The following is a 22668-nucleotide window of genomic DNA, read 5'->3' on the forward strand; positions in this document are numbered from 1 at the left end:
ATATAAATATATAATGTAAACTTATTGTGCTGATAAACAGCTGGTTATTTCTTCTTATAACCCATTTTTGGTTAATATTTTCTATATATCGACCATATAAATTGTTAACCAGTTGAAAGCTGATTTACTTTGATTTATCGAACTGCAATAGTGATTCACTTGTTATATAAGCCGTTGTAATGGCACCACGTATTTAATTAATTCCAGTATGAGAACAATGTCCACGCACTTACAGTTATCAGTCAATTTATTTCTAAGGACAAAGTGTAAATGGGAGCATCACCCGGGTTAAGGGGTTAACTGAATACAATTTATTCCACGTTTAGAACGCCGGGCATCTTCTGCCGGTTTTCAATCTATTTCCCAATGGCATCAATATTCCACAACCAAATAAAAACTGATCTATGACCAATCTTCTATTTCGTAAAGTGCGCCTGTTATGCTCGCTATTACTGCTTACTGCAGGTATAGCCAGTGCACAGGCTCAGACTAAGCCCATTACCGGTAAGGTAACTGATGAAAGCGGCATGGCCATCCCCGGAGCTTCCATCCAGGTGAAAGGTACCAGTTCCGGTACTTCTACCGGAGTAGACGGTAGTTTCAAACTAAATGCGCCATCTAACGCTACTACCCTGATCGTCTCTTTTATAGGGTATGTTAAACAGGAAGTGATTATTACCGGTAAATCTGAAATTTCCGTTACCCTGAAGGCAGAAAGTACCACATTAACAGATGTGGTAGTGGTAGGTTATGGTACCTCCCGCAAAAAGGACCTGACAGGATCGGTTGTTTCTATTAAGTCCGCAGATTTTAACAAAGGGATCGTCACGGCTCCGGATCAGCTGATCCAGGGTAAGGTTGCCGGCCTGATGGTGGTAAACAACAGTGGTGCTCCCGGTGGTGCTACCACTGTAAGGATCAGGGGTAACTCCTCTGTAAGAACCGGTAACCAGCCACTGTATGTAGTGGATGGTATGCCTTTGGACGGCCGCACGGCAAAGCCATCTGTAGCTGCAAATGGCCTTGGTCAGACACCAGATGCCAACCCGCTTAACTTCATCAACTCTTTCGATATCCAGTCCATGGACGTATTGAAAGATGCATCTGCTACTGCTATCTATGGTGCAAGAGGCGCCAATGGCGTAGTGATCATTACTACCAAGAAAGGTGTTGCAGGCCCTCCCCGTCTGGATGTTTCCTATTCTGCCGGTGTAAGCAAGATCATGAAGAAGCTGGATGTACTGGATGCTGCCGGTTACAGAAGTGCACTGAAACAATATAATCTTACTTCCGGAGATGAAGGTTCCAGTGCTGATGGCCTGGAAAGTATTCTCCGCACCGGTACTACCCAAAACGTAAACGTAGGTGTTAGCGGTGGTAGTGATAATAGCACGTACAGAGCGTCTTTTGGTTTACTGGACCAACAGGGGATTGTGAAAAAAACAGGACTGAAAAAATATACTGCTAATCTGAACGGACAATATAAATTCCTGGACAATAACCGCTTAGGGATTGACTATTCCGTACAGGCAGCCCATACCACAGAACAGATTGCCCCTATTACCAATGATGCCGGTTTTACCGGTAGCTTAATAGGACAGGCACTGCAATGGAACCCTACCCTGGCATTACATAAACCAGATGGTTCTTTCAATATACTGGGAGTTGGTTCTGCGATCAATCCGGAAGCCATGTCTGCCGCTTATGATGATAATGTAAACATCAACAGTATCCTGGCCAGCATCTCCCCTTATTTTAAATTCACCAATGATCTGGAATACCGTTTCACTTTCAGTATCAACCACCAGGTAGGTGAAAGGGAAACTCAGATAGCTTCTTTTATCAATATCGACCAGGTATTTGGCAATGGCCAGGCTTATTATGGCAATAATACGCTTACTTCCCGGCTGTTTACACATACGCTGAACTATAACAAGCAGGTGACCAAAGCCCTGTACCTGAGTGCAGTGGCAGGTTACGAATACCAGCGTTTCGATTACAAAGGCAGGAGCCTTGGCGGTCTCGGATTCTCTACTGATCAGTTGAAATACACAGATATCTTACAGAGCCCTTCTCAGACCAATACTTTCATTACCTCTTTCCGCAATCCTAAATCAGAGCTGCAATCTTATTTTGGAAGAGCTAACCTGAACTTCTTTGATAAGTACCTGCTGACAGCTACTTTAAGGGCAGATGGTTCCAGCAAATTCGGGACTAATAACAAATATGGTTATTTCCCTTCTTTTGCTGCAAAATGGAATCTTAGTAATGAGGCTTTCTTAAAGGATAACAAGACTATCAACCAACTGGCATTACGTGTTGGCTGGGGGCTTACCGGTAACCAGGAATTTCCTGCAGGAGCCGCTCAGGAACAATATACAGTTAATTCAAACGGGGGGGCCAGTCTGAGTAACGTGGCTAATCCTAACCTGAAATGGGAAAGTTCCAAACAGCTGAATGCTGGTGTAGACTATACCTTCTTCGGTGGCCGTTTATATGGTAGCCTGGATTATTTCCGTAAGAATACTACCAATCTTCTCTTTAACTTCCCTGCCATTCAGCCTGCACCGGCATCCAATTACTGGATCAACCTGCCTGCTAATGTGATAAACAAAGGGGTGGAAATTGTATTACGCGGAGATATCATTGCTACTAAAAACCTCACCTGGAACCTGGGTGTAAATGCCACTTTCCTGAATAATGAACTGAAGAATTATGATGGCCCTCCGGTGCTGACAGGTTCCATCAGTGGACAGGGGGTATCTAACGCTTATGCACAAAAACTTGTTAATGGCAGACCACTGAACTCTTTTTATGTAAGACAATTCCTTGGATTTGATGATAACGGTCAGGGTAAATATACGGACGGTGGTAACAGTCAGTTTTTCCTGGGAAATCCTAACCCTACCACTATGCTGGGTATTAATACTTCTGTTAATTACAAACAATGGACATTGGGCATCAACTCTCATGGCGCATTTGGTATGGATGTGTATAATAACACAGCTAATACGGTGTTGCCAATTGGTAACCTTGGTTCCAGGAACATCTCAGCTAAACTGGTAGGTACCAAAGAAAGTCTGTCTAACCCAATCACTGTATCCAGCCGTTATCTTGAAAAAGCGGATTTCATGAAGCTGGACAATGCCACACTTAGTTATAATATCGGGAATATAGGAAAGGTGATCAAAGGTGCTTCTATTTATATAACAGGTCAGAACCTGTTCATCATTACGAAGTATTCAGGATTTGATCCGGAAGTAAATACGGATAAGAGTATCAATGGTGTTACCTCTTTTGGTATTGAGTATTCACCTTATCCAACTGCACGGAGCTTCCTGGCAGGTATCAACTTCTCATTATAATTCACCGGTCTAAAAATTACAATTATGCGTTTTAATAAAGCATTCGTCATATTTTCTCTTGTGATAGGAAGTGGTTTGACTTCCTGCACCAAGCTGGATGAAAAACTGGGTTCTACCCTTACACGTTCGCAGGCAGATTCTGTGATCCAGGTTTCCGCATTGTTGAAATCTGCTTACGATGGTTTACAATTGCCTTACCAGGACCAGAGTAACTACTGGGCCTTAGAGGAAATGACTGCAGATGAAGCGGTTGCACCTACAAGGGGCGGCGACTGGGATGATAATGGTGTGTGGCGTGCGTTGAAGCTCCATAACTGGACATCAGACCATACTTTTATTGGTAATACATTCTCCAATATCCTGCAACTGCAGTTCCTGGCGACCAATGTACTGAGCTTCCGTCCTACTACAGGACAGGCTGCTGAAGCACGTTTCCTGCGTGCCTGGGCTATGTATACGGTACTGAATGGATGGGGACAGGTTCCTTTCCGTGCTCCCGGAGATACATTGCTGAACATGCCTAAAGTATTGACTGCGGCAGAAGCAACCGATTTTATTATCAGCGAACTCACAGCTATCACTGCTGATCTCAGCGATGATGCACCAGCTTATGTTGCTAATAAAAACGCTGCAAGGGCTTTGCTGATGAAGTGTTACCTGAACAAGGGCGCTTTCCTCAACAGGAAATCACCTACGTTTGATGCAGCAGATATGGCCAAGGTAATCTCCCTGGCAAATGAAATTACTGCCAGTGGTAAGTATAGCCTGACTGCAAATTACTTCAACAACTTTTCCTACAACAATGATGTAGTCTCTAACGAAAACATCTTTACACAGCAGAATGGTCCGGGGTTAAGTACCGTAAGAAGTGGTAACGCCGTGTTCTGTCATTGGGCTCCTACCCTGCATTACAATCAGGACCCGAGCGGCTGGAACGGATTTACGACTATCTCTGATTTCTACGATAAGTTTGAAACAGTGGATACACGCAGAGGTGGCAGTTTTACCGGTGTTACAGATGTAACCGGTCTGAATGTTGGATTTCTCTTAGGCCAGCAGTATGGCGCCGGTGGTGTTGCATTGCAAGACAGAAAGGGACATGCACTGATCTTTACCCGCGAAGTAAAATTGCAGGAAACAGATCCGGCTACACTGGAAGTAACTGGTATCCGTGTGGTGAAATATCCTCCGGATATGACATCCAAAGAAACTAAAAGCAGCAACAACGCACATAACGATTACGTATTCTTACGCTATGCCGATGTACTGCTGATGAAAGCAGAAGCTTTATTGCGCACTTCAGATGCAGCAGGTGCATTAGTGATAGTAAATGATCTCCGCACCACCCGTAAGGCAACTGCCTGGACAAGCATCACCCTCGATAATCTGATTGATGAAAGAGGTCGTGAACTGTACTGGGAAGGCTGGCGCAGGGAAGACCTGATCCGCTTCGGTAAGTTCCTCGATACCTGGCAGCTGAAACCCTCAGACGATCCTAAATACCTGTTATTCCCGATACCCACCAGTGATCTGGCGGTTAACAAGAACCTCAAACAGAACGACGGGTATTAATAAGCAAGGCTGACGAAAAGATACTTTTCGTCAGCCTTTATAATTATAATTTATGAGCAGAAAATTATTGCCTGCTATAATGGTCATTTACGGACTATTATGCAGTATGGGCGCTTATGCGCAAAAAAGTGTGGTGAATATCGGGGATGTTAAAAGTGTTCAGATAGGTAGTGGAACGGTGAAAATGGTCACTACCAATGCATTTGCAGATCTTACAGTATATAGTGCAGCCATAATAAGAGTAAGGATAGACCGTCAGAAACTGACTGACGATTTCTCTTATGCTGTTATTGCAAAACCTGCGGCAGTGAAAGCTGTCATAAAAGAAGATGCAGCGAATATTACAATTACTACGGACTCGCTGCAGGCCCGCATTACGAAAAGGCCTTTTTCCATTGCGTTTTACACAACAGACGGTTTATTAATTAATGAAGATGAAAAGGGACTTACTACTTCATGGGCAGGTAATGAGGTTACTTCTTATAAGAAGATGCAGGAAGGCGAACGATTCGTTGGACTGGGGGAAAAAAATGGTAACCTGGACAGAACAGGAAGCGCGTATACCAACTGGAACTCGGATGTATTCGGGTACAGAGCAGATCAGGACCCATTGTACAGTACCATCCCGTTTTATATAGGTATACATCATGGGCTTAATTACGGGATCTTTTTTGATAACACTTATCAGAGTGATTTCAACTTTGGTGCGAGTAACAATCGCTTCTCGTCTTTCGGTGCAAGAGACGGAGAAATGAATTATTACTTCATGTATGCACCCGCTATGGCCGGCATTATTAATGCTTACACCAGTTTAACAGGCCGTATGCACATGCCTCCTTTATGGAGTCTTGGGTATCAGCAGAACCGGTATAGCTACTATCCTGATAAAGAAGTGCTCCGCATTGCACAAACATTAAGAGAAAAGAAAATTCCAGCAGATGGTATTACACTGGACATCCATTATATGGACGCGTATAAACTATTTACCTGGAATAAAGAACGTTTCCCTGATCCGGCTAAAATGAATGCCGAATTATTAAAAATGGGATTTAGAATTACGGTGATCAATGACCCGGGAATTAAGGTAGAGAAAGGATATGCAGCCTATGAAAATGGTGTAAAGGAAAATGTATTTATAAAGTACCCTGACGGGCAGTTATATACTGGTCAGGTGTGGCCAGGCTGGTGTCACTTTGCTGATTTCACCAGCGAGAAAGGACGTAACTGGTGGAAGACACAGATGAAAGGATATGTGGACAATGGTGTTTCCGGTTACTGGAATGACATGAACGAGATCGCTACCTGGGGACAGAAAATGCCCGGTAATGTGTTATTTGATTATGATGGTCATCCTACGACACATCAGCAGGCACATAATGTATATGGACTGGAAATGACGCGCGCAAGTTATGAAGGTGCCCGTACCCTTACAGGTAAAAGGCCCTTTATATTAACACGTGCCGGGTATGCCGGTTTGCAACGTTATACTGCTATCTGGACCGGCGACAACCGTGCAGAAGAAGATCATATGCTGGCAGGGGTAAGATTGCTGAATAGTCTTGGCCTGAGTGGGGTCGCCTTTACCGGAATGGACATAGGAGGTTTCACCGGCAATCCTACTGTGGGGCTGTATGCGCGCTGGATGCAACTGGGTGCATTTATCCCGTATTTCAGGAATCATACAGGAGTGAATACCAAATCATCTGAGCCCTGGGCATACGGAGAAGAGGTACTGGAGATAGCGCGGAATTATATTAACCTGCGTTACCGCCTGTTGCCATACATCTATAGTGCGTTTTATGAAGCTTCGCAAAGTGGTATGCCTGTGATGCGTTCGCTGGCAATAGATTACACGCATGATGCCAATGTATATGATACCCGTTTTCAGAATCAGTTCCAGTTAGGGAAAGCATTTCTGGTAGCACCGTTTGAGAGTACAAAAGATTTTGGTGAGATCTATTTTCCTGCTGGCAGATGGTATAATCTGTATACTGATGAATTGCAGGCTGGTGGAGAAAAGAAGGTGGTTCCATTAGGATTACAGAAAATACCGGTGTTTGTAAAAGGAGGTAGTATTATTCCTATGCAAACGTTGATACAGACTACAGCTGAAAAGCCTGCAGATACATTGTTCCTGCATGTATATAAAGGTGATACCGCCAATACAATAGTATATTATGAAGATGATGGAGAGAGCTATGATTATGAGAATGGAGGATTTTACAAACGTACTATCCGGTATGATGATCGTCTTACACTTGAAAAAGCAGAAGGTAATTTTAATTCTAAGTTCAATAATATTAAGCTGATACTGCATGGTTTTGATTCTTTACAGCAGGTAAAGGTGAATGGTGGAGTACAGCTTTTACAATCTTCAGGCATTAATTTCCTCACGCCTATTTCCCGTTTCGATCCGCAGGGTGGGTATGCTATACCAGACATCTGTAAGGTGTTTACGGCAAGCATAAAAAATAGTGCGGATAGGATAGTGGTGGAATTTTGATGCAGCTTATTACCCGGCTGGGGGCAGGATTGGTCGCCTCCACCGGGAATAAGCCTTTTAAAGCAGATCTATTTATTTCTTCTAACGGAAATGGATAGATCTGCTTTTGTTTTTAATACATTCTACTGCAATTACACCACAGTGAATAGAATGATTTCGGGAAAAACAAAATGAACAGAATGGCATATGGATACATGAGAACTATATTATACTTTTGAATTGTCGCTTATCAATAGTGATCTTTTTTCGCCAACAGTATTCTTTTGTTTGTAGCCAAAACCTATAAAATGAAACGTACTAAATATTATTAAAAATCGTTCAATCCAATTTGTGGGAATAAAGATGTTGTTGTAATCATTATCTACAAGCACATTATTGTTTAACTCACAGGCAATCATTGTATGCCTGGTGTGATGGCTATGCCATTGCCTGTAAAAATATTTTCGTCGCATACGCAGGGTTATGAAATACACAGATCCGGGAGCTATTCCTGGTTCCCGGCCTCTTTTTGCCTGTCATATAAGAGGTAACGGATCAATGTATTTCTTGCTTTCAATTAAAGTATTTATACGTGGTTTTGGAATTGTTCTTAAAGGTAAACCGGAGACTATTCCTGGTTTCCGGGTGTTCTTAATGATGGAGTTTATAACAAGTAATAACATCGGGAGCTATTCCTGGTTCCTGACTTTTTAAGAACAGATTCTGCAAAGCTGCCAGAAAAGTATGGTGTATTTCGGTTTAGGATTAGGGGTTAAAATGAGAAATGACCCGGGTACAATTCTTTGTACCTGGTTTTAATTTATGCATTGCCGTTAGAATGCACTAAATCATTTTTTTGGGTTAATTCATAAGCTTGATTTAAAAGGCAGGCACTATTCCTGGTGCCTGAATTTTTTCTTACCAGGTGTAAGCGAAGGAAACTTATAGTTCAACGGGATATATCAATAAAACCGGGCACTAGTCTTGGTGCCTGAAGTTATTAAAATTAAAAAACCTGAAGGATTAAAGTGATGTACACTTTGCTCCTTCAGGCTATATCTGAATAACTATTTTATTAACTACCTGCTTTCTGTAAAGTTTGCAGCACTTCTGGTGTTACACCACCAAACAGGGATACTCCCGCAGCACCGTTTTGTATAGACAATCTTACACCTTTTTCAAGGTCAGCCATATTGCCGTTGAAATCAGGCAGATAAAGACCCGCATACAAAGGGAAACGTCCGTCTAATCCTCTCACACCTTCCGCTACGGCATCACCTATCCAGGCAACGTCTTCTTTGTAGAAGCCATGATAGATCATAGGGCAAACGGCATTCAGCGGCCAGTTGGTCCAATCCTGTCTTACAATACGTTTAGCTATTTCCGGGGTTGGGAATACAGCCGCGGATATTGGTTTCTTATGTTGTTTGGCTACTGCTGCCAGGTTCGTTACCACATTAGTAATACGATCATACCTGAATTTCCTCCAGGAAGGACTTTGGTCCGGATGTTCCAGTTCCAAAGGGTCTTTCCCTTTTAATTCCTTGTATTTGTCACGGCAGGTTTCGCAATAGCAGAAGTCGTACTCTGGTAATTCTTTTGATTGATCAATATTATAATTGCTCCATAGATTTACCGGAAGTATTACATCGCAATATCTTACATAGTCCAGGTGAAGACCATCCACATAATCTTTAGACAATACCATTTCAGCCTGTTCTTTCAGGTAGTTCACTACTTCCGGTTTACTGGGGCATAGCCAGCGGTAGTAGTCCACGTAAGGAGGGTGTGTAGCGCAGGACTCTCCTTTACGGTTTTTTGCGTACCATTCAGGATGACTGGCCAGCAATTCTTTCTCGCCGCGGTTCATTGTCCAGATCCAGCGATGCGCTTTTATACCGTTGTCCTTTGCTGTTTTGAAATGTTTCTCACTGTCTGCTTCAAAGAAGATATCCGCAATGCCTGCTTTTTTATAAGAAGCGTACAGCTTTTGCAGATCGGCAATGGTATCCTTTTCATTTGGATTTATCCATACGCGGTGCCTGGCAGTACCTGTAGGTTTGGATATTGTATTTGCCTTCAACGCCAGTGTAGGTATAGCCGGCTGCATGATAGCCAGGCTACCCAGTCCTACAGATTTCAGGAAATTACGTTTATTCATGATTAGTGCTTTTGAGATATTTTTCCTTCCTGGTTAATAGAGCAGCTTTCAGTAGAGTTCTCCGTACGTATAGTGGCTGTATATTGATCGGAGAGCGCTTCCAGTTGCAGGGAATACGTTAAACCGTTCTCTTTCACCGGGCCTTCAGATAAGCCTAATGCAACAAGCGTAGTTGCATATTTACCGTGGTCACGTTTATAATCACGTTGTTTACGATAGATCTGCCAAAGGTATTCTTTTGCCTGTTCCATAGCAGGTAATGGTAATGCAACGGCCGGACTGCCCGAAGGTTGTTTTACAAAGAAGACGTATCCCCATTTCTCCGGAGCATGCATATCGATGATACCCTGTGGGGACCATACCCAGTTATGCTCAGGTAATGATTTGCCGGTAACTTTATCACGACGTTTAACATACTTGCCGTTTATGATATCCGTATCCCATTCCACCCGGGAGAAGTTAATACGCCAGAAGGAATTTTCTTTCGGTGGAGTTGCTTTCTGATTAAAGAAGCTGAGTGCCGAAAACGGGATCGCCATTTCTACTGTCCATTTTTTGTCTTTATCACCTGCTTTGTTGAGTGTCCCATCAATCTGTACCGCGGTACGCATACCATGCGCATCCCAGTTCATGAGGGCATCTCCACCTTCGCGATAAGGTTTGGGCATGAAAAGGTCCATCACGGTATTGTGCGGATTGATCTCTATTTCAAAGTAGTGATGCGTATCTCCATTGGGATCAATGAATACTTCAAAATCGTTATCCAGGAAGATGATCGTATCATGCTGATGCAGGGTCGCCCAGATGTTCTGGTCTTCAATTTCTGCCGCAATGTAGAGATACTGATTATCCCATAACATTTTAAGGCGGGTGCGCATAGCCGGTTTGGGCTGTTTGTCGCCTTCTATATCTGTAAAATCATCACTCCATGCAGCTTGTGACCAGGCCTTTTCATCGAATTTCCCATCTATTTTGACAGGAGTAGGAGATTGATAACAGTGATATTGCCTTGGCGCTACGTACGCCGGCTTTAACTGGGCATTGGCGGAAAGTGTAACACATAACACTCCCAATGCATTGAACACATGACGAATAAGTTGAGACATGGTATAAATATAAAACAGATGGTTCGAATATTTTTATTTTTTCAATGAATGGTTGAAAATGTTGATGAACTACTAATTTTAAGCGGTAGTATTCATCACTCCTGCAATTTCGGATAACTGGTAATCGGGGCAGCCACCAGGAAGGCTGGCCACCAGGGCGCCCAGTGCGCAGGCAAATGATAAGGTATTCGCTGCTCCGTGTTTATGGATCGTGCTATATAAGAAACCTGCCAGGAAAGCATCTCCGCTGCCAATAGTATCTGCTACTTTTACCTGGTAGCCTGGATGCTGGTAAAAGTTACCATCCTGGAGGAGTACGGCCCCTTTATCTCCCATCGTGGTAATGATAGTAGGAATCACAAAGAAGTTGCTCAGTGCTCTTAATCGTTCTTCCAGGTTTACGGGCAGTTGATACCATTCCCCCAGCAGCTCCAGTTCGGACTCATTTAGTTTCAAGATGTTGCAATGCTGTAAAAGCAGGCCTACTATCTTTTTATCATAATGAGGAGGACGCAGATTAATATCCAGTACGAAAGTGCGGTCGCTATCCATTAATGAGAGCAGTGTTAGCAGGGTTTTCCGCGTTTCGTTATTTCTGGCGGCGAGGCTGCCAAAAACAAGGTATCCTTTATCTGAATGTTGCATCAGTCCCTGCTGTTCCGGTGTCACTTTTATATAATCCCAGGCCACTGGTTGCACGATATCGTATTTCATTTCATTATTGGCTGCAGCCCTGGCAAATACTTTCCCCGTTTCATGCAGTGGATCTGTTTGAATATAATCGGTATTGAGGTGATACTGTTTAAGTATATCAAGCAGTTTTCTTCCATCATCATCGTTTCCAATGCCGGATATCAGTGTAGTAGCTATGGCCAGTCTGTTGAGGTGGTAGGCTACATTCATGGGTGCGCCACCGGGTAATGTTTTATCTGGTAATATATCCCAAAGTAATTCTCCAAAACAGACAACTTTATATGATTTCATGTGTAGATGTATTGAATGCTAATTTAGTTTAAATGAGATAAAAAGAAAGCCGGGATGTTGGATAACATCCCGGGTTCGTGCTTTTTTATTAGCTTGTTATTTGTCTTTAGAGATAGCCGGGATACTGGAAAGCATCCCGGGTTTGTGGATCTTGGTCAACTTTAGAATTAATGAATTATCACCAGTTCCGTTTCAGGACCTGGAAATTATAAGTTACCATAAGCCTGATTAGATGAAATAGAAAGGCCTAAGCGCTGGAAAACGCTCCTGGCGTTATTTTCAACCTTGGATTATCGGAAAATGTAAAATTTTGGTAAGGGACATTATCGGCATGTCCCTTTTACAAACAATGGATATGTAAATTATGTATTGGGTGATTTTACAGAAGCATAGTTGTAGGTATAAAATGGTCAACAATAATAATCGTTGCATCAAAAGTAAAATGGAAAATTGGAATATGATGATTCCATTCTGTTCATTGTGATTTTGCCAAAATCATTTTGTTCAAGTTGCATTTATAGCATTCGGATATTTGTTAATATCAGATTTTAATGTTATGAGAGAGGTCTGCTTTATAAAACTTCAAAAATTTTTGTTTTAACAGAATATTGGCATAATCTGCTGATTTTCATGTAGTCTACCCGGTTGTCTATTTATCTAAAGAGCTTAAAATCAGCTTAAAGATGTATTTATTTATGAAATATTTAAACGGTCGTTTGATTTAATTAAATGTTTGTTTAACTTTGCGTCACAATACAAATTGCATATGGAATACAATCAAAAGCAAATATCAATCCTGGAGGCGGCGGAACAACTGTTTGCTTCTCAGGGGTTCCACGGGACCTCTGTCAGGGATATTGCTCATGAGGCTGATGTTAACATTGCAATGATATCCTACTACTTCGGATCTAAGGAGAAACTGATAGAAGCGATTTTCCTCAAACGCATACATGCGTGGAAATTAGTGCTGGAAGATCTTTTAAAGGATAACACCCAATCATTTGAGGCTCGTTTTGACGGTTTGGTTGAAACATATGTGCAGAGGGTGATGAGTAATCCCTGTTTTCACCTGATGATGATCCGTGCGCAGATCCAGATAGATATAAAAGTTAATGAACTGATCCACGAGAACAAAAAGGAAGTTTACGAGGTCATTAAAAACTTTATTATTGAAGGACAGGAGAAAGGGGTATTTAACGATGTAGATATTATGATGATGGTGAGTACGCTTACGGGTACCACTAACCATATTATGTCCACAAGACATCATTTTCAGCGTCTGAGCAATTTGGAACATCTGTCAGACGAGCAGTTACAGGAATATTTAATTATTCATATAAGCACCTATTTAAAAAAATTGTTTAAAGCCATTCTAATCCATGAAGCTTAATAGTACATACAGGCGTTTATGGTCCCTGGTGGCAGGTATATTGCTGATATTGCCATATTCCGGTAGCCAGGCACAGGACAAAAAGACTCTTTCTCTGAAAGAGGCCATAACGCTTAGTATTCAGAACAGTAAAGAATTGAAACTAAGTCAGGCAAAAATAGACGCAGCACTTGCTTCTGTTAAAACAGCTGGCAATGCTCAATTACCGGATCTGAGCGTTTCCGGATCTTACTTAAGAATTAACAGCCCTAACGTAAGTCTGAAAACGGGCAGTGACAGCAGCAGTGGTGGTTCTTCCACACCTAAAGTAAATCAGGTGGCCTATGCGATGGCTACAGTATCCGTGCCTATCTTCTCCGGTTTTATCCTCCAGAGCCAGAAAGCATCTGCCCGTTACCTGGCAGAAGCCGCAAAGCTGGATGCGGACAAAGACCGTGAAGCTGTGATACAAAATACAGTTGATGCATACAGCAATCTATATAAATCACAACAGGCGGTATTGCTTGTTCAGGAGAACCTGAAACAGCAGCAGCAAAGGGTTACCGATTTTTCCAACCTTGAGAAAAATGGTATCATGGCCAGAAACGACCTGTTAAAAGCGCAGTTACAGGCTTCCAATGTAGAAGTATCCCTGCTGGAGGCAGAAAGCAACCTTAAACTGGCAAACATTAGTATGAACCTCTTACTGGGTTTACCTGAAAGTACCGAACTGGCAATAGATATGAATGCTTTTGATCAGCAGGTGCCAGCAGGAGCCAAAGCAGTAACTGAATGGGAGGTACTGGCCTTACAGAACCGTAAAGATGCAGCAGCGTTAGGTCTTCGTGAAAAAGCAGCAGATGCAAATATTAAGGCTACTAAAGGCGCTTATTATCCTTCCGTAGCTTTAACCGGCGGTTATGTAGCCCTGGACGTTCCGAATTTTTTAACCGTAACCAACGCAGTAAACGCAGGTATTGGTGTAAAATATAACGCTTCCAGCCTTTGGAAGAATGGTTCGAAAGTAGCAGAAGCTAAGGTGCAGTTACAGCAGGTGAAAGTAAATGAAGAGATGCTGACCGATAATATTCATATCGCTGTTAACAGGGCATATCAGGATTACCTGGTAAACCAGAAGAAAATAGATATGTACCAGACAGCCATCGATCAGTCAGAAGAAAATTATAAGATCGTAAAAAATAAGCAGGAGAATAACCTCGCTACTACTACGGATCTGCTGGAAGCTGACGTGGCCAATGTCCAGGCTAAACTGAACCGTGCTTTTGCAAAAGCAGATGCTATGGTGTCCTATACCAAATTACTTGAAACAGCTGGTCTTTTGAATGAATCTGGTCCGCTTGTATCTGGTAAATAGAGAGAAATTAATCGCAATCAATAATAGTAAAAGATAACAATCATATATATATTATATGGAAACGCAAACAACTACAGCTGCAAATAAAGGGTCTAATAGTGCACAGGAAGCGCCTAAAAAGAAGAACTATCGTTTCATCATCGTGTTGGCAATCCTGGTAATAGGTGGCGGTACCTTTGGTATCAGCAAATACATCCACGCACAGCACCATGAAGAAACGGACAATGCACAGGTAGAAGCGAATGTAAGTCCTGTTATTCCAAGGGTGACAGGTTATGTGAAAGAGGTGCGTGTAAAAGATAACCAGCGTGTGAAGAAAGGTGATACCCTCATTATTCTCGACGATAGAGACCTGCAGATAAAGCTGGAACAGGCAGAAGCCGCTCTGGCAGCAGCACAGGCTAACGTTGCAGTAGCAGCCGCCAACAGTAATGCTGCTCATTCCAATATCTCTTCATCAGAAGCAAACATTGCTACTGTAAGTGCACAGATCGAAGCTGCCAAAGTAAATTTATGGCGTGCAAATCAGGACTATGAACGTTACAGTAACCTGATCAAAGATCATTCTATTACCCAACAGCAATACGAACAGGCTCTGGCTACAAAACAGAGCGCAGAACGTCAGCTGGATGTGTTACAGACACAGAAGAATGTGGCTTCCCGCCAGACTTCTGCTGTAGCGTCACAAAGCAGTGCTACTGCTGAACAGATCAATGCTGCAAAGGCTGTCATCAAAGAGCGCCAGGCAGAAATTGACAATGCTAAACTGGTACTGAGCTATTCAATCATCACAGCTCCTGAAGATGGTGAAGTATCTAAAACATACGTACAACCAGGTCAGCTGGTACAGGCTGGTCAGTCATTATTCAGCGTAGTATTATCTCATGATATCTGGGTTGTTGCCAATTTCAAGGAAACACAGCTGGATAAAATGAAGCTTGGTCAGGAAGTAGGTGTACACGTAGATGCATTCCCGGGTAAAGAACTGAAAGCTAAGATTACGTCTTTCTCTCCTGCTACGGGCGCACGTTTCGCTTTACTGCCTCCGGATAATGCTTCCGGTAACTTCGTAAAAGTTGTACAGCGTCTGCCTGTGAAGATCGAATTTGTGAATGTTGATCAGCAGCCCGAAGTGAAACAACTCCGCCCCGGTATGAACGTGGTCGTAGATGTTCACCTGGACTAAAAATATGATCGGTTACGAATGATCAATTACGAATTACGGGAATGGTATTACTCTAAGACTGGATTTATTCTTCGCACGTCGTAATTCGTAATTGAACATTCGCTAGCTGATTTTTACACACATAATTGAATAAAGGGATGGAACTGCCACAAAATTCATTAGTAGAGTATGGCGCCCGCAGGGTGATCATTACAATTACTGCCATTTTTTGCGCGTTGCTTGAAATAGTGGATACCACTATCGTTAACGTTGCATTGAATGATATGCGCGGTAACATGGGTGCTACTCTGAGTGAGATCGGATGGGTGATCACCGCTTACGCTATCGGTAATGTGATCATTGTGCCAATGACCAGCTGGCTGGCGCAGCAATTCGGAAGACGCAATTATTTTGCGGTTTCCATTATCATCTTTACCGTTTCATCTTTTCTTTGTGGTAACGCTTCCACTATGTGGGAACTGGTGTTATTCCGCTTCATACAAGGACTTGGCGGTGGTGCACTGCTGGTAACTTCACAAACTATTATCACAGAGAGCTATCCTCCTGAAAAACGTGGTATGGCGCAGGCGATTTATGGTTTGGGTGTAATCATCGGTCCAACCTTAGGCCCCCCGTTAGGTGGTTATATCGTAGATAACTTCTCCTGGCCTTACATTTTCTACATCAATATCCCTATTGGTGTAATTGCAACTCTTCTTACGCTGCAATTCGTAAGAAGTCCGAAATATGGTGAAAAGAAATCTGCAAGTGAGATTGACTGGTTCGGTATTATTTTCCTTGCACTGGGAGTGGGATCCCTGCAATTTGTACTGGAACGCGGGCAGGAGGACGACTGGTTTAATGATACTACCATATTACTATTAACGGTTACGGCAGTACTTGCTTTCTTCTTCTTCATCTGGAGAGAGCTGGTATATAAAAATCCGATAGTAGAATTGAGAGTAATGAAAAACGGGAACCTGAGAGTTGGTACACTACTATCTTTCTTACTTGGTTTCGGTTTATATGGATCTACATTTATTATTCCGCTGTATACGCAAAGTACATTAGGCTGGACAGCAACACAATCCGGCATGCTGATGATTCCTGCGGCGCTTACCACGGCATTTATGATGCCTATTATCGGTAAGCTGCTGGAGAAAGGTGTTCCGCAGCCATACCTGATTGCGTTCGGTATGTTACTGTTCTTTGTTTATAGCTTCTGGGGATATAAAATAATAACACCTGATACAGGCGCTGATGCATTCTTTTGGATGCTGATAGTACGCGGGGTAGGTATGGGTATGTTGTTCATTCCGATTACGGCGCTCTCCTTATCCACACTGAAAGGTCAGCAGATCGGGCAGGGTGCGGCCTTTACGGGTATGATGCGACAGTTGGGCGGTTCTTTTGGTGTGGCATTGATCACCACATTTATTGCACGCCGTAACGAGTCTCACCGTTCAGATCTGGTGAGCAAACTGGATACGAATAATCCGGATGTGATCAACCGCATAAATAGTATGGCGAACGGTTTTATGAGTAAGGGTATGGATTCAAAAGCCGCACTCGGAACTGCTTACCGGGCAATGGACTATAATGTCGGCAAACAGGCAGTGGTAATGTCTTATATGGAAGTGTTCCTGTATCTGGGAGTATTGTTCCTTATCTGTATACCGTTGATGCTGCTGGTGAAGAGTAATAAACAAAAAGGAAAATTAGACGCAAGTGCGATGCACTAAAAGATATTAAAGATATGTTACTAACAGTGTAACAGTTGTAGGTTTAGGTAATGAGCCGGAATAATCTTATTCCGGCTTTTTTAATAGGTATAAGGCAAGAATAAAAAAGGGCCCTCCCGCGACAGGGCAGGCCGTTTCATTGTTTCGGTGTGTTTAAGTTTTATTCGTTATGTGGAAATGCGATTTTTTTCTGCAGAGAGAGAAGTAAAGAAGTTGGAATGTTAATATCTACTTTATCATCCTGATAAGACTAATAATATACTTTAGATATAAGTCTAATCTTGTCATTGATGAGGCTTTGTAAAAATGCACAATTATAACACTATTTAATTATAAAAGTGAATATAAATATAGATAAAGTAACAATTATGTGCATTTTATCTGTATTTGTAGATTTATACACATTCAGGTGTATTTCCTTCAAATGTGGAAAAATATCTACGAAGAAATAATCATGGATAGTACCTTTGCGCTATCTAATTGTCATGGCATCAGGTTTGCCCCCAATAATCAGCATTAGAATTAACCAACGATTTTAATAGAACGGAAAGATCAATTTTATAATAAAAGGAAGAATCCCAAAATTAACTCTTTATGAAGAGAATTGCTTTTGCATTTGCAACCATTGGTACATTATTCGCCATCTTAGCACAATACGCTGTTATCAATGACTGGGTGTGGTTCCGTGTGTTCCATACACTTGGTTTCATTGGATATATTCTTATCATCAGCGCAATTGCTTACTTTTCACTTTTATTTATTCATCAGTTATCAAGAGAAGAGAAAGTGAAAATGAGAAGCAGGAGTATTGATATACAGTAAAAATTAAGGCAGGTGGAGAATTTCATATTAAAGTTTGAATACATGGACAAACCTCATATCCTTGAGGTGCATCCGCATTTACAACAGTACAAAGCTACTTTCAAAGTAACTGTAGAACAGCATGAAATTACTTTCGAAGAAGATGAAGAAGGATATCTCCGTGCTATCGGCGACATCCAGTCTCATATGCCGGATATGGAACCAGGCCTGCTGGAAGAAATAGCCCGCAGGATTGTGGAAGCTGTAAATCAGGATCAGTAACTACTGATCCTCGTTCGCTTCATTGATCAGAGAACTTTCATCCCAGCCCTGTGCGGGAGAATTCCAACGGGTAATCTTATCGTTCGCCATCAGTTTTTCCAGTTCTTCTATACGTTCCTTCACTGTATTTATATATAATTTCTTATCGTTCCTGATAGCAGAAAGTCCCTTCAATGCTTTGTCTTCCTGTTTACGGAATGTGCTGGCTATACGGTGTGCATGATAAGCCCTGATACCCAGCATGTTCAGTGCATCGGCTCCCATACGTAAAGATGTATCAAGTGTTTCCCGGTAGATGTGTAATACGCCCAGGTCCATCAGTTCATAAGTATCCGGAATATTTTCTGCCTTCACCAGCATTTGCAGATGAGGGAAATGTTTGCGTACTACTTTTACCACTTCCAGTGTCTGCTCTACTGTATCCATGGCAATAATAATTATTTTCGCGTCCGCTGCTCCGGCAGCTTCCAGCAAGTCGTGACGGGAGGCATCCCCGTAATATACTTTTACACCTAAGTTCTGTAAGGCATCCACACGATCAGAGTCCAGGTCCAGTATGGTTGCCTTGATGCCGTTTACACGAAGAAACCTGCCAACGATATTACCAAAGCGGCCAAAACCGGCAATGATAACCGGATGTTTTTCCTGTAAATGTATTTCGTCCGGCTGACGGGTATTCTTGTCTGCTACGTTGAAGCGTGGCTGTATTACTCTTTCATACAGCATCATGAGCAATGGGGTAAACGCCATACTGATGGCAACTACGGCAGTCATAATACTCACGGTAGCTTGCGGCAGTATGTTGTACTGATTTGTAAAGGATAATAACACGAAGGCAAATTCTCCTACCTGTGACAAAGCCACCCCGAATAAAAGATTCTGTTCTATACTGATACGGAATACTTTGCCCAGCGTTAATAAGATGATAGCCTTTATTGCCATCAGTGCAGCTACCAACCCTATGATCACCCATGGCATGGATAATACCAGCTTGAAATCTATAGACGCACCTACTGCTATAAAGAATAAGCCCAGCAATAACCCTTTAAAAGGCTCTACGTCGCTTTCCAGTTCGTGGCGGTACTCACTGTTTGCCAATACTACGCCGCCCAGGAATGCCCCTAATGCAGGGCTTAAACCAACCAGCGACATTAACACCGAAATGGAGACAACCAGCAATAAAGCGAAAGCGGTGAACAGCTCGCGCACACGGGCGCGGGCAACTATACGCAGTAAAGGTTTTATCAGATAACGGCCGGCTACTATGATCACGACTACCGCTCCCAGCACCATGAGTGTTTGCCCCCATGCAGGCAGGTTATCGCGGAGTGTATGCCCGTCGTCAGTATGTGTGGAGCTGACCCCTGCCAGCAGCGGGAAGATGGCCAGCATGGGAATCACGGCGATATCCTGGAACAGCAATACAGAGAAGGAACTTTGTCCGGCTGAAGAAGAGAGGATACCTTTCTCTTTGAGACTTTGCAGCACAATGGCCGTAGAGGATAGTGACAGCGTCATACCCAGTGCCAGTGATGCATTCAGTGGCTGACCGAGTAATAATGCGCCACCTGTGATCACGGCGGTAGTGATCAATACCTGCAATCCGCCTAATCCGAGGATGGGGGCCCGCATGTTCCATAGTAGCGCTGGTTCCAGTTCAAGGCCGATGAGGAACAGCATCATCACTACTCCAAATTCCGCGAAGTGCATAATATCCTGTCCTTCCTGTCCTATGAATCCCAGCATGGAAGGCCCGATGACCATACCCGCCAGCAGGTATCCCAATACAGAGCCTAACCCAAGTTTTCTGGCTAACGGTATAAAGATGACCGCGGCAGCCAGGTATATCATTGTTATAAAAAAGTAAGAATGTTCCATAGCATAATTTATTGGGTCAGGGATTTTCCATCTCTCAGTTCTTCCAGCATCCGCCTGTAAGCGACTACCTCTTCCTGGATGAGGGATGGTGTAATACGAAGGGTCCCGTAAATAATATACGGAGGCATGTACTGCATATTGCAGAGGGTTGCCGTTTGCTTGAATGGCAGCAGGAAATCCTCTACGGAATGATGGTTCCATCCTTCTTTACCATAGGACGATTCCTGTCCGCCGGTAGTGATAATATTGCCAATCCGTTTACCCCGTAATGCGGTACCGGTGCTACCATATGCCCATCCGTGTTCCAGTACAAGGTCCTGCCATTGTTTGATCATAGCGGGTGCACTGTACCAGTAAAAAGGATGCTGGAATAAAATAATGTCATGTTGCAGGAGCAAAGACTGTTCATGCCTGACATCTATATTGAGATCCGGATATACTTCGTATAAATCATGCAGGGTAACGCCCTGCATGCCTTTTATTGCAGGAAGTAACGCTGCCTGTACCCTGGATTTTTCAAGCGCGGGATGCGCAAATAGTATAAGAATTTTGGTCACAGTCGTTCTTTAATTTTGTGTGTCTTCTGAGTATTCCTGCAACAAAAGCCTGTACTGATTAAGTATACTTGATTTTGACACGAAGCCCACCAGTTTTTTATCATTGATGACAGGCAGGTTCCATGCATGTGTGTCATCGAAGCGGCGGATAACGTTGGCTACATTATCATTCAGGTAAATCAATGCTGCGGGGGGCTTCATCAGCTGTTTCACCACCGTGGTGTCGTAGAGCGCCTGATTGAACATGATGGGACGGATATCATCCAGTGATATCAGTCCGTCCAGGCGCCCCTCTGAGTTCACTACTGCAATGATATCCCGGCTGCTACCCTGTTTTACCAGTTCTATTAAGGAACGTAGTGTGGCAGTATTGTTTATCGTTTGAAACGCTGTTTCTACAAAGTCTTCTATCTTCAGCAGCGACAATATGTTTTTATCATGAGCACGGGTAAATATCTTTCCTTCATCTACCAGGTGCTGAAGATCGGGCGGAGTAGGAGAAAACCATTTAGCAATCAGGAATGAAATAGTGGCTACAATCATTAGCGGAATAAAGAGGTCGTAACCGGAACTGGATTCGGCAATGAGGAATATAGCGGTAAGGGGTGCATACATTACACCACTCATTACGCCTGCCATTCCTACTATTACAAGGTTTGTGAGCGGAACATGTTCAAAGCCCAGGGTCACGCATACCATGGAAAAGAAGTAACCGAGAAAACCACCTGCAAACAGAGAGGGGGCAAAGTTACCGCCATTACCGCCACTATGAATAGTAAACGCAGTAGCAAATACTTTCAGCAGGCAGATACAACCTGTGAATACCAGTATCATCCAGCTTTGTGCAGGCAGGTAACGGAAGAAGCTGTTCTGTATAATATTATCGGAATCTCCTACTGCCAACAGCTTTACACTTGAATATCCTTCACCGAAAAAGGGAGGTAGTAATACACATAGAAAAGAAACGATCAGGCCGCCGAATACTGCTTTTTTCAGAGCAGACCATTGCAGCTTTGCAAAGAAATGTTCTATGCGTTGTGATACTACCACAAAATAACGGGCATAGAGGGCGCATAACAGCCCCAGTACTATATAGAAAGGTACATTATAATAATTGAACGGTTGTCTTGATTCAAAATGGAATAACACCTCTTCCTGTAAAATGATCTTTGATAACAGGCTGCCACATACAGAGGCCAGTATGAGTGGCATAAAATCAGAGAATACGACACCGGTGAGCAGGATTTCAAAAGCGAACATCACGCCTGCTATAGGTGCATTAAAGGCGGCGGCAATACCCGCGGTGGCGCCGGCCGCAAGTAATAACGTACGCTCTTTATATCCCAGCCGGTAGTTGCGTGCATAATTGGAACCGATAGCCGCACCGGTTACTGCGATGGGACTTTCCAGTCCGGCAGAACCTCCCAACCCTACAGTGATAGCGCTTTGCAATACCTGGGAGTACATCTTTACCTGGGGAATCAGGCTGGAATTTTGTGCGATCTCATATAGTATTGCCGGAATACCTTTACGGGATTGTCCTTTAAAGAATAACAGCACTACGAGGGTGGTGAGTACGATACCGAGAAAGGGAAATAAAGCATAGAATATCAGCTGTGTGTTAAAGTGAACTTTGTAGGTAATAAAATAGTGGATATAGTGTACCAGCATTTTCAGCACAACACCTGCCAGTCCGGCCGCACAACCTACAATAATACCAGAGAGGATCAGGAACTGATTCCTGCTCATTTTTTTATGTAACCAGTGAATAATAATTTCATAACTCCTGGCACGTTTCAGGCTATATCTCTCAAAATCTCTCCTGAATC

16 protein-coding genes are annotated in these 22668 nt (G+C 42.9%); 10 read left to right on the top strand and 6 right to left on the bottom strand.

Translation table 11 applies throughout. From position 1 onward, the window contains the following. The first annotated feature begins 404 nt into the window (after positions 1-404). The 4 genes from GO495_RS18490 to GO495_RS18505 all read left to right on the top strand — a co-directional run bounded on the left by GO495_RS18490 (position 405) and on the right by GO495_RS18505 (position 8133). Positions 405-3365 carry a SusC/RagA family TonB-linked outer membrane protein gene (locus GO495_RS18490; protein WP_157301206.1) on the top strand — a complete coding sequence of 987 codons (2961 nt, stop codon included), beginning with the start codon at positions 405-407 and terminating at the stop codon, positions 3363-3365. 24 nt (positions 3366-3389) lie between these two features. Continuing rightward, positions 3390-4937, top strand: a complete 1548-nt coding sequence (locus GO495_RS18495) for a RagB/SusD family nutrient uptake outer membrane protein (protein ID WP_157301207.1) — start codon at positions 3390-3392, stop codon at positions 4935-4937. 52 nt (positions 4938-4989) lie between these two features. Then, a complete protein-coding gene (locus GO495_RS18500; protein ID WP_240915256.1) occupies positions 4990-7440 on the top strand; it encodes a glycoside hydrolase family 31 protein in 2451 nt (816 codons plus the stop codon). Between the two features lie 462 nt (positions 7441-7902). Then, the gene (locus GO495_RS18505; protein ID WP_157301208.1) at positions 7903-8133 is read left to right on the top strand and encodes a hypothetical protein; all 231 of its coding nucleotides are present in this window, start codon (positions 7903-7905) and stop codon (positions 8131-8133) included. A gap of 361 nt (positions 8134-8494) precedes the next feature. Here GO495_RS18505 and GO495_RS18510 read toward each other — a convergent pair whose 3' ends face one another. From GO495_RS18510 to GO495_RS18520, 3 genes are all read right to left on the bottom strand, one after another. Then, positions 8495-9580, bottom strand: a complete 1086-nt coding sequence (locus GO495_RS18510) for a family 10 glycosylhydrolase (RefSeq protein WP_157301209.1) — start codon at positions 9578-9580, stop codon at positions 8495-8497. Between the two features lie 2 nt (positions 9581-9582). Then, positions 9583-10686: a carbohydrate-binding family 9-like protein gene (locus GO495_RS18515; RefSeq protein ID WP_157301210.1), complete on the bottom strand. Its 1104-nt coding sequence runs from the start codon at positions 10684-10686 to the stop codon at positions 9583-9585. Positions 10687-10764: 78 nt separating this feature from the next. After that, positions 10765-11670: a carbohydrate kinase family protein gene (locus GO495_RS18520; RefSeq protein ID WP_157301211.1), complete on the bottom strand. Its 906-nt coding sequence runs from the start codon at positions 11668-11670 to the stop codon at positions 10765-10767. Between the two features lie 766 nt (positions 11671-12436). Between GO495_RS18520 and GO495_RS18525 the strand changes: the two genes are divergently transcribed. The 6 genes from GO495_RS18525 (at position 12437) to GO495_RS18550 (ending at position 18404) form a co-directional block, all read left to right on the top strand. Further along, positions 12437-13060, top strand: coding sequence for a TetR/AcrR family transcriptional regulator (locus GO495_RS18525; protein ID WP_157301212.1), 624 nt, complete (start codon positions 12437-12439; stop codon positions 13058-13060). Next, complete coding sequence (locus GO495_RS18530) at positions 13050-14414, top strand: TolC family protein (RefSeq protein WP_157301213.1); 1365 nt, start codon at positions 13050-13052, stop codon at positions 14412-14414. The genes GO495_RS18525 and GO495_RS18530 overlap by 11 nt, the downstream gene beginning before the upstream one ends. A 55-nt stretch (positions 14415-14469) precedes the next feature. Further along, positions 14470-15600: an HlyD family secretion protein gene (locus GO495_RS18535; protein ID WP_157301214.1), complete on the top strand. Its 1131-nt coding sequence runs from the start codon at positions 14470-14472 to the stop codon at positions 15598-15600. Between the two features lie 137 nt (positions 15601-15737). Further along, on the top strand, positions 15738-17321 hold the full coding sequence (locus GO495_RS18540) for a DHA2 family efflux MFS transporter permease subunit (protein ID WP_157301215.1): 1584 nt from the start codon (positions 15738-15740) through the stop codon (positions 17319-17321). Positions 17322-17915: 594 nt separating this feature from the next. Next, positions 17916-18143, top strand: a complete 228-nt coding sequence (locus GO495_RS18545; RefSeq protein ID WP_157301216.1) for a hypothetical protein — start codon at positions 17916-17918, stop codon at positions 18141-18143. A gap of 12 nt (positions 18144-18155) precedes the next feature. Continuing rightward, positions 18156-18404: a hypothetical protein gene (locus GO495_RS18550; RefSeq protein WP_157301217.1), complete on the top strand. Its 249-nt coding sequence runs from the start codon at positions 18156-18158 to the stop codon at positions 18402-18404. On the opposite strand, the gene GO495_RS18555 is transcribed toward GO495_RS18550, so the two are convergent. From GO495_RS18555 to GO495_RS18565, 3 genes are read right to left on the bottom strand one after another with little or no spacing between them, the layout of a single operon-like run. After that, on the bottom strand, positions 18405-20282 hold the full coding sequence (locus GO495_RS18555) for a monovalent cation:proton antiporter-2 (CPA2) family protein (RefSeq protein ID WP_157301218.1): 1878 nt from the start codon (positions 20280-20282) through the stop codon (positions 18405-18407). It abuts the gene before it with no gap. 8 nt (positions 20283-20290) lie between these two features. Beyond that, the gene (locus GO495_RS18560; protein ID WP_338075444.1) at positions 20291-20839 is read right to left on the bottom strand and encodes an NAD(P)H-dependent oxidoreductase; all 549 of its coding nucleotides are present in this window, start codon (positions 20837-20839) and stop codon (positions 20291-20293) included. Between the two features lie 9 nt (positions 20840-20848). After that, positions 20849-22588: a chloride channel protein gene (locus GO495_RS18565; RefSeq protein ID WP_240915257.1), complete on the bottom strand. Its 1740-nt coding sequence runs from the start codon at positions 22586-22588 to the stop codon at positions 20849-20851. Between the last annotated feature and the right edge of the window lie 80 nt (positions 22589-22668).

It is taken from the genome of Chitinophaga oryziterrae, assembly GCF_009758125.1.
GTDB classification, from domain to species: Bacteria; Bacteroidota; Bacteroidia; order Chitinophagales; family Chitinophagaceae; genus Chitinophaga; species Chitinophaga oryziterrae.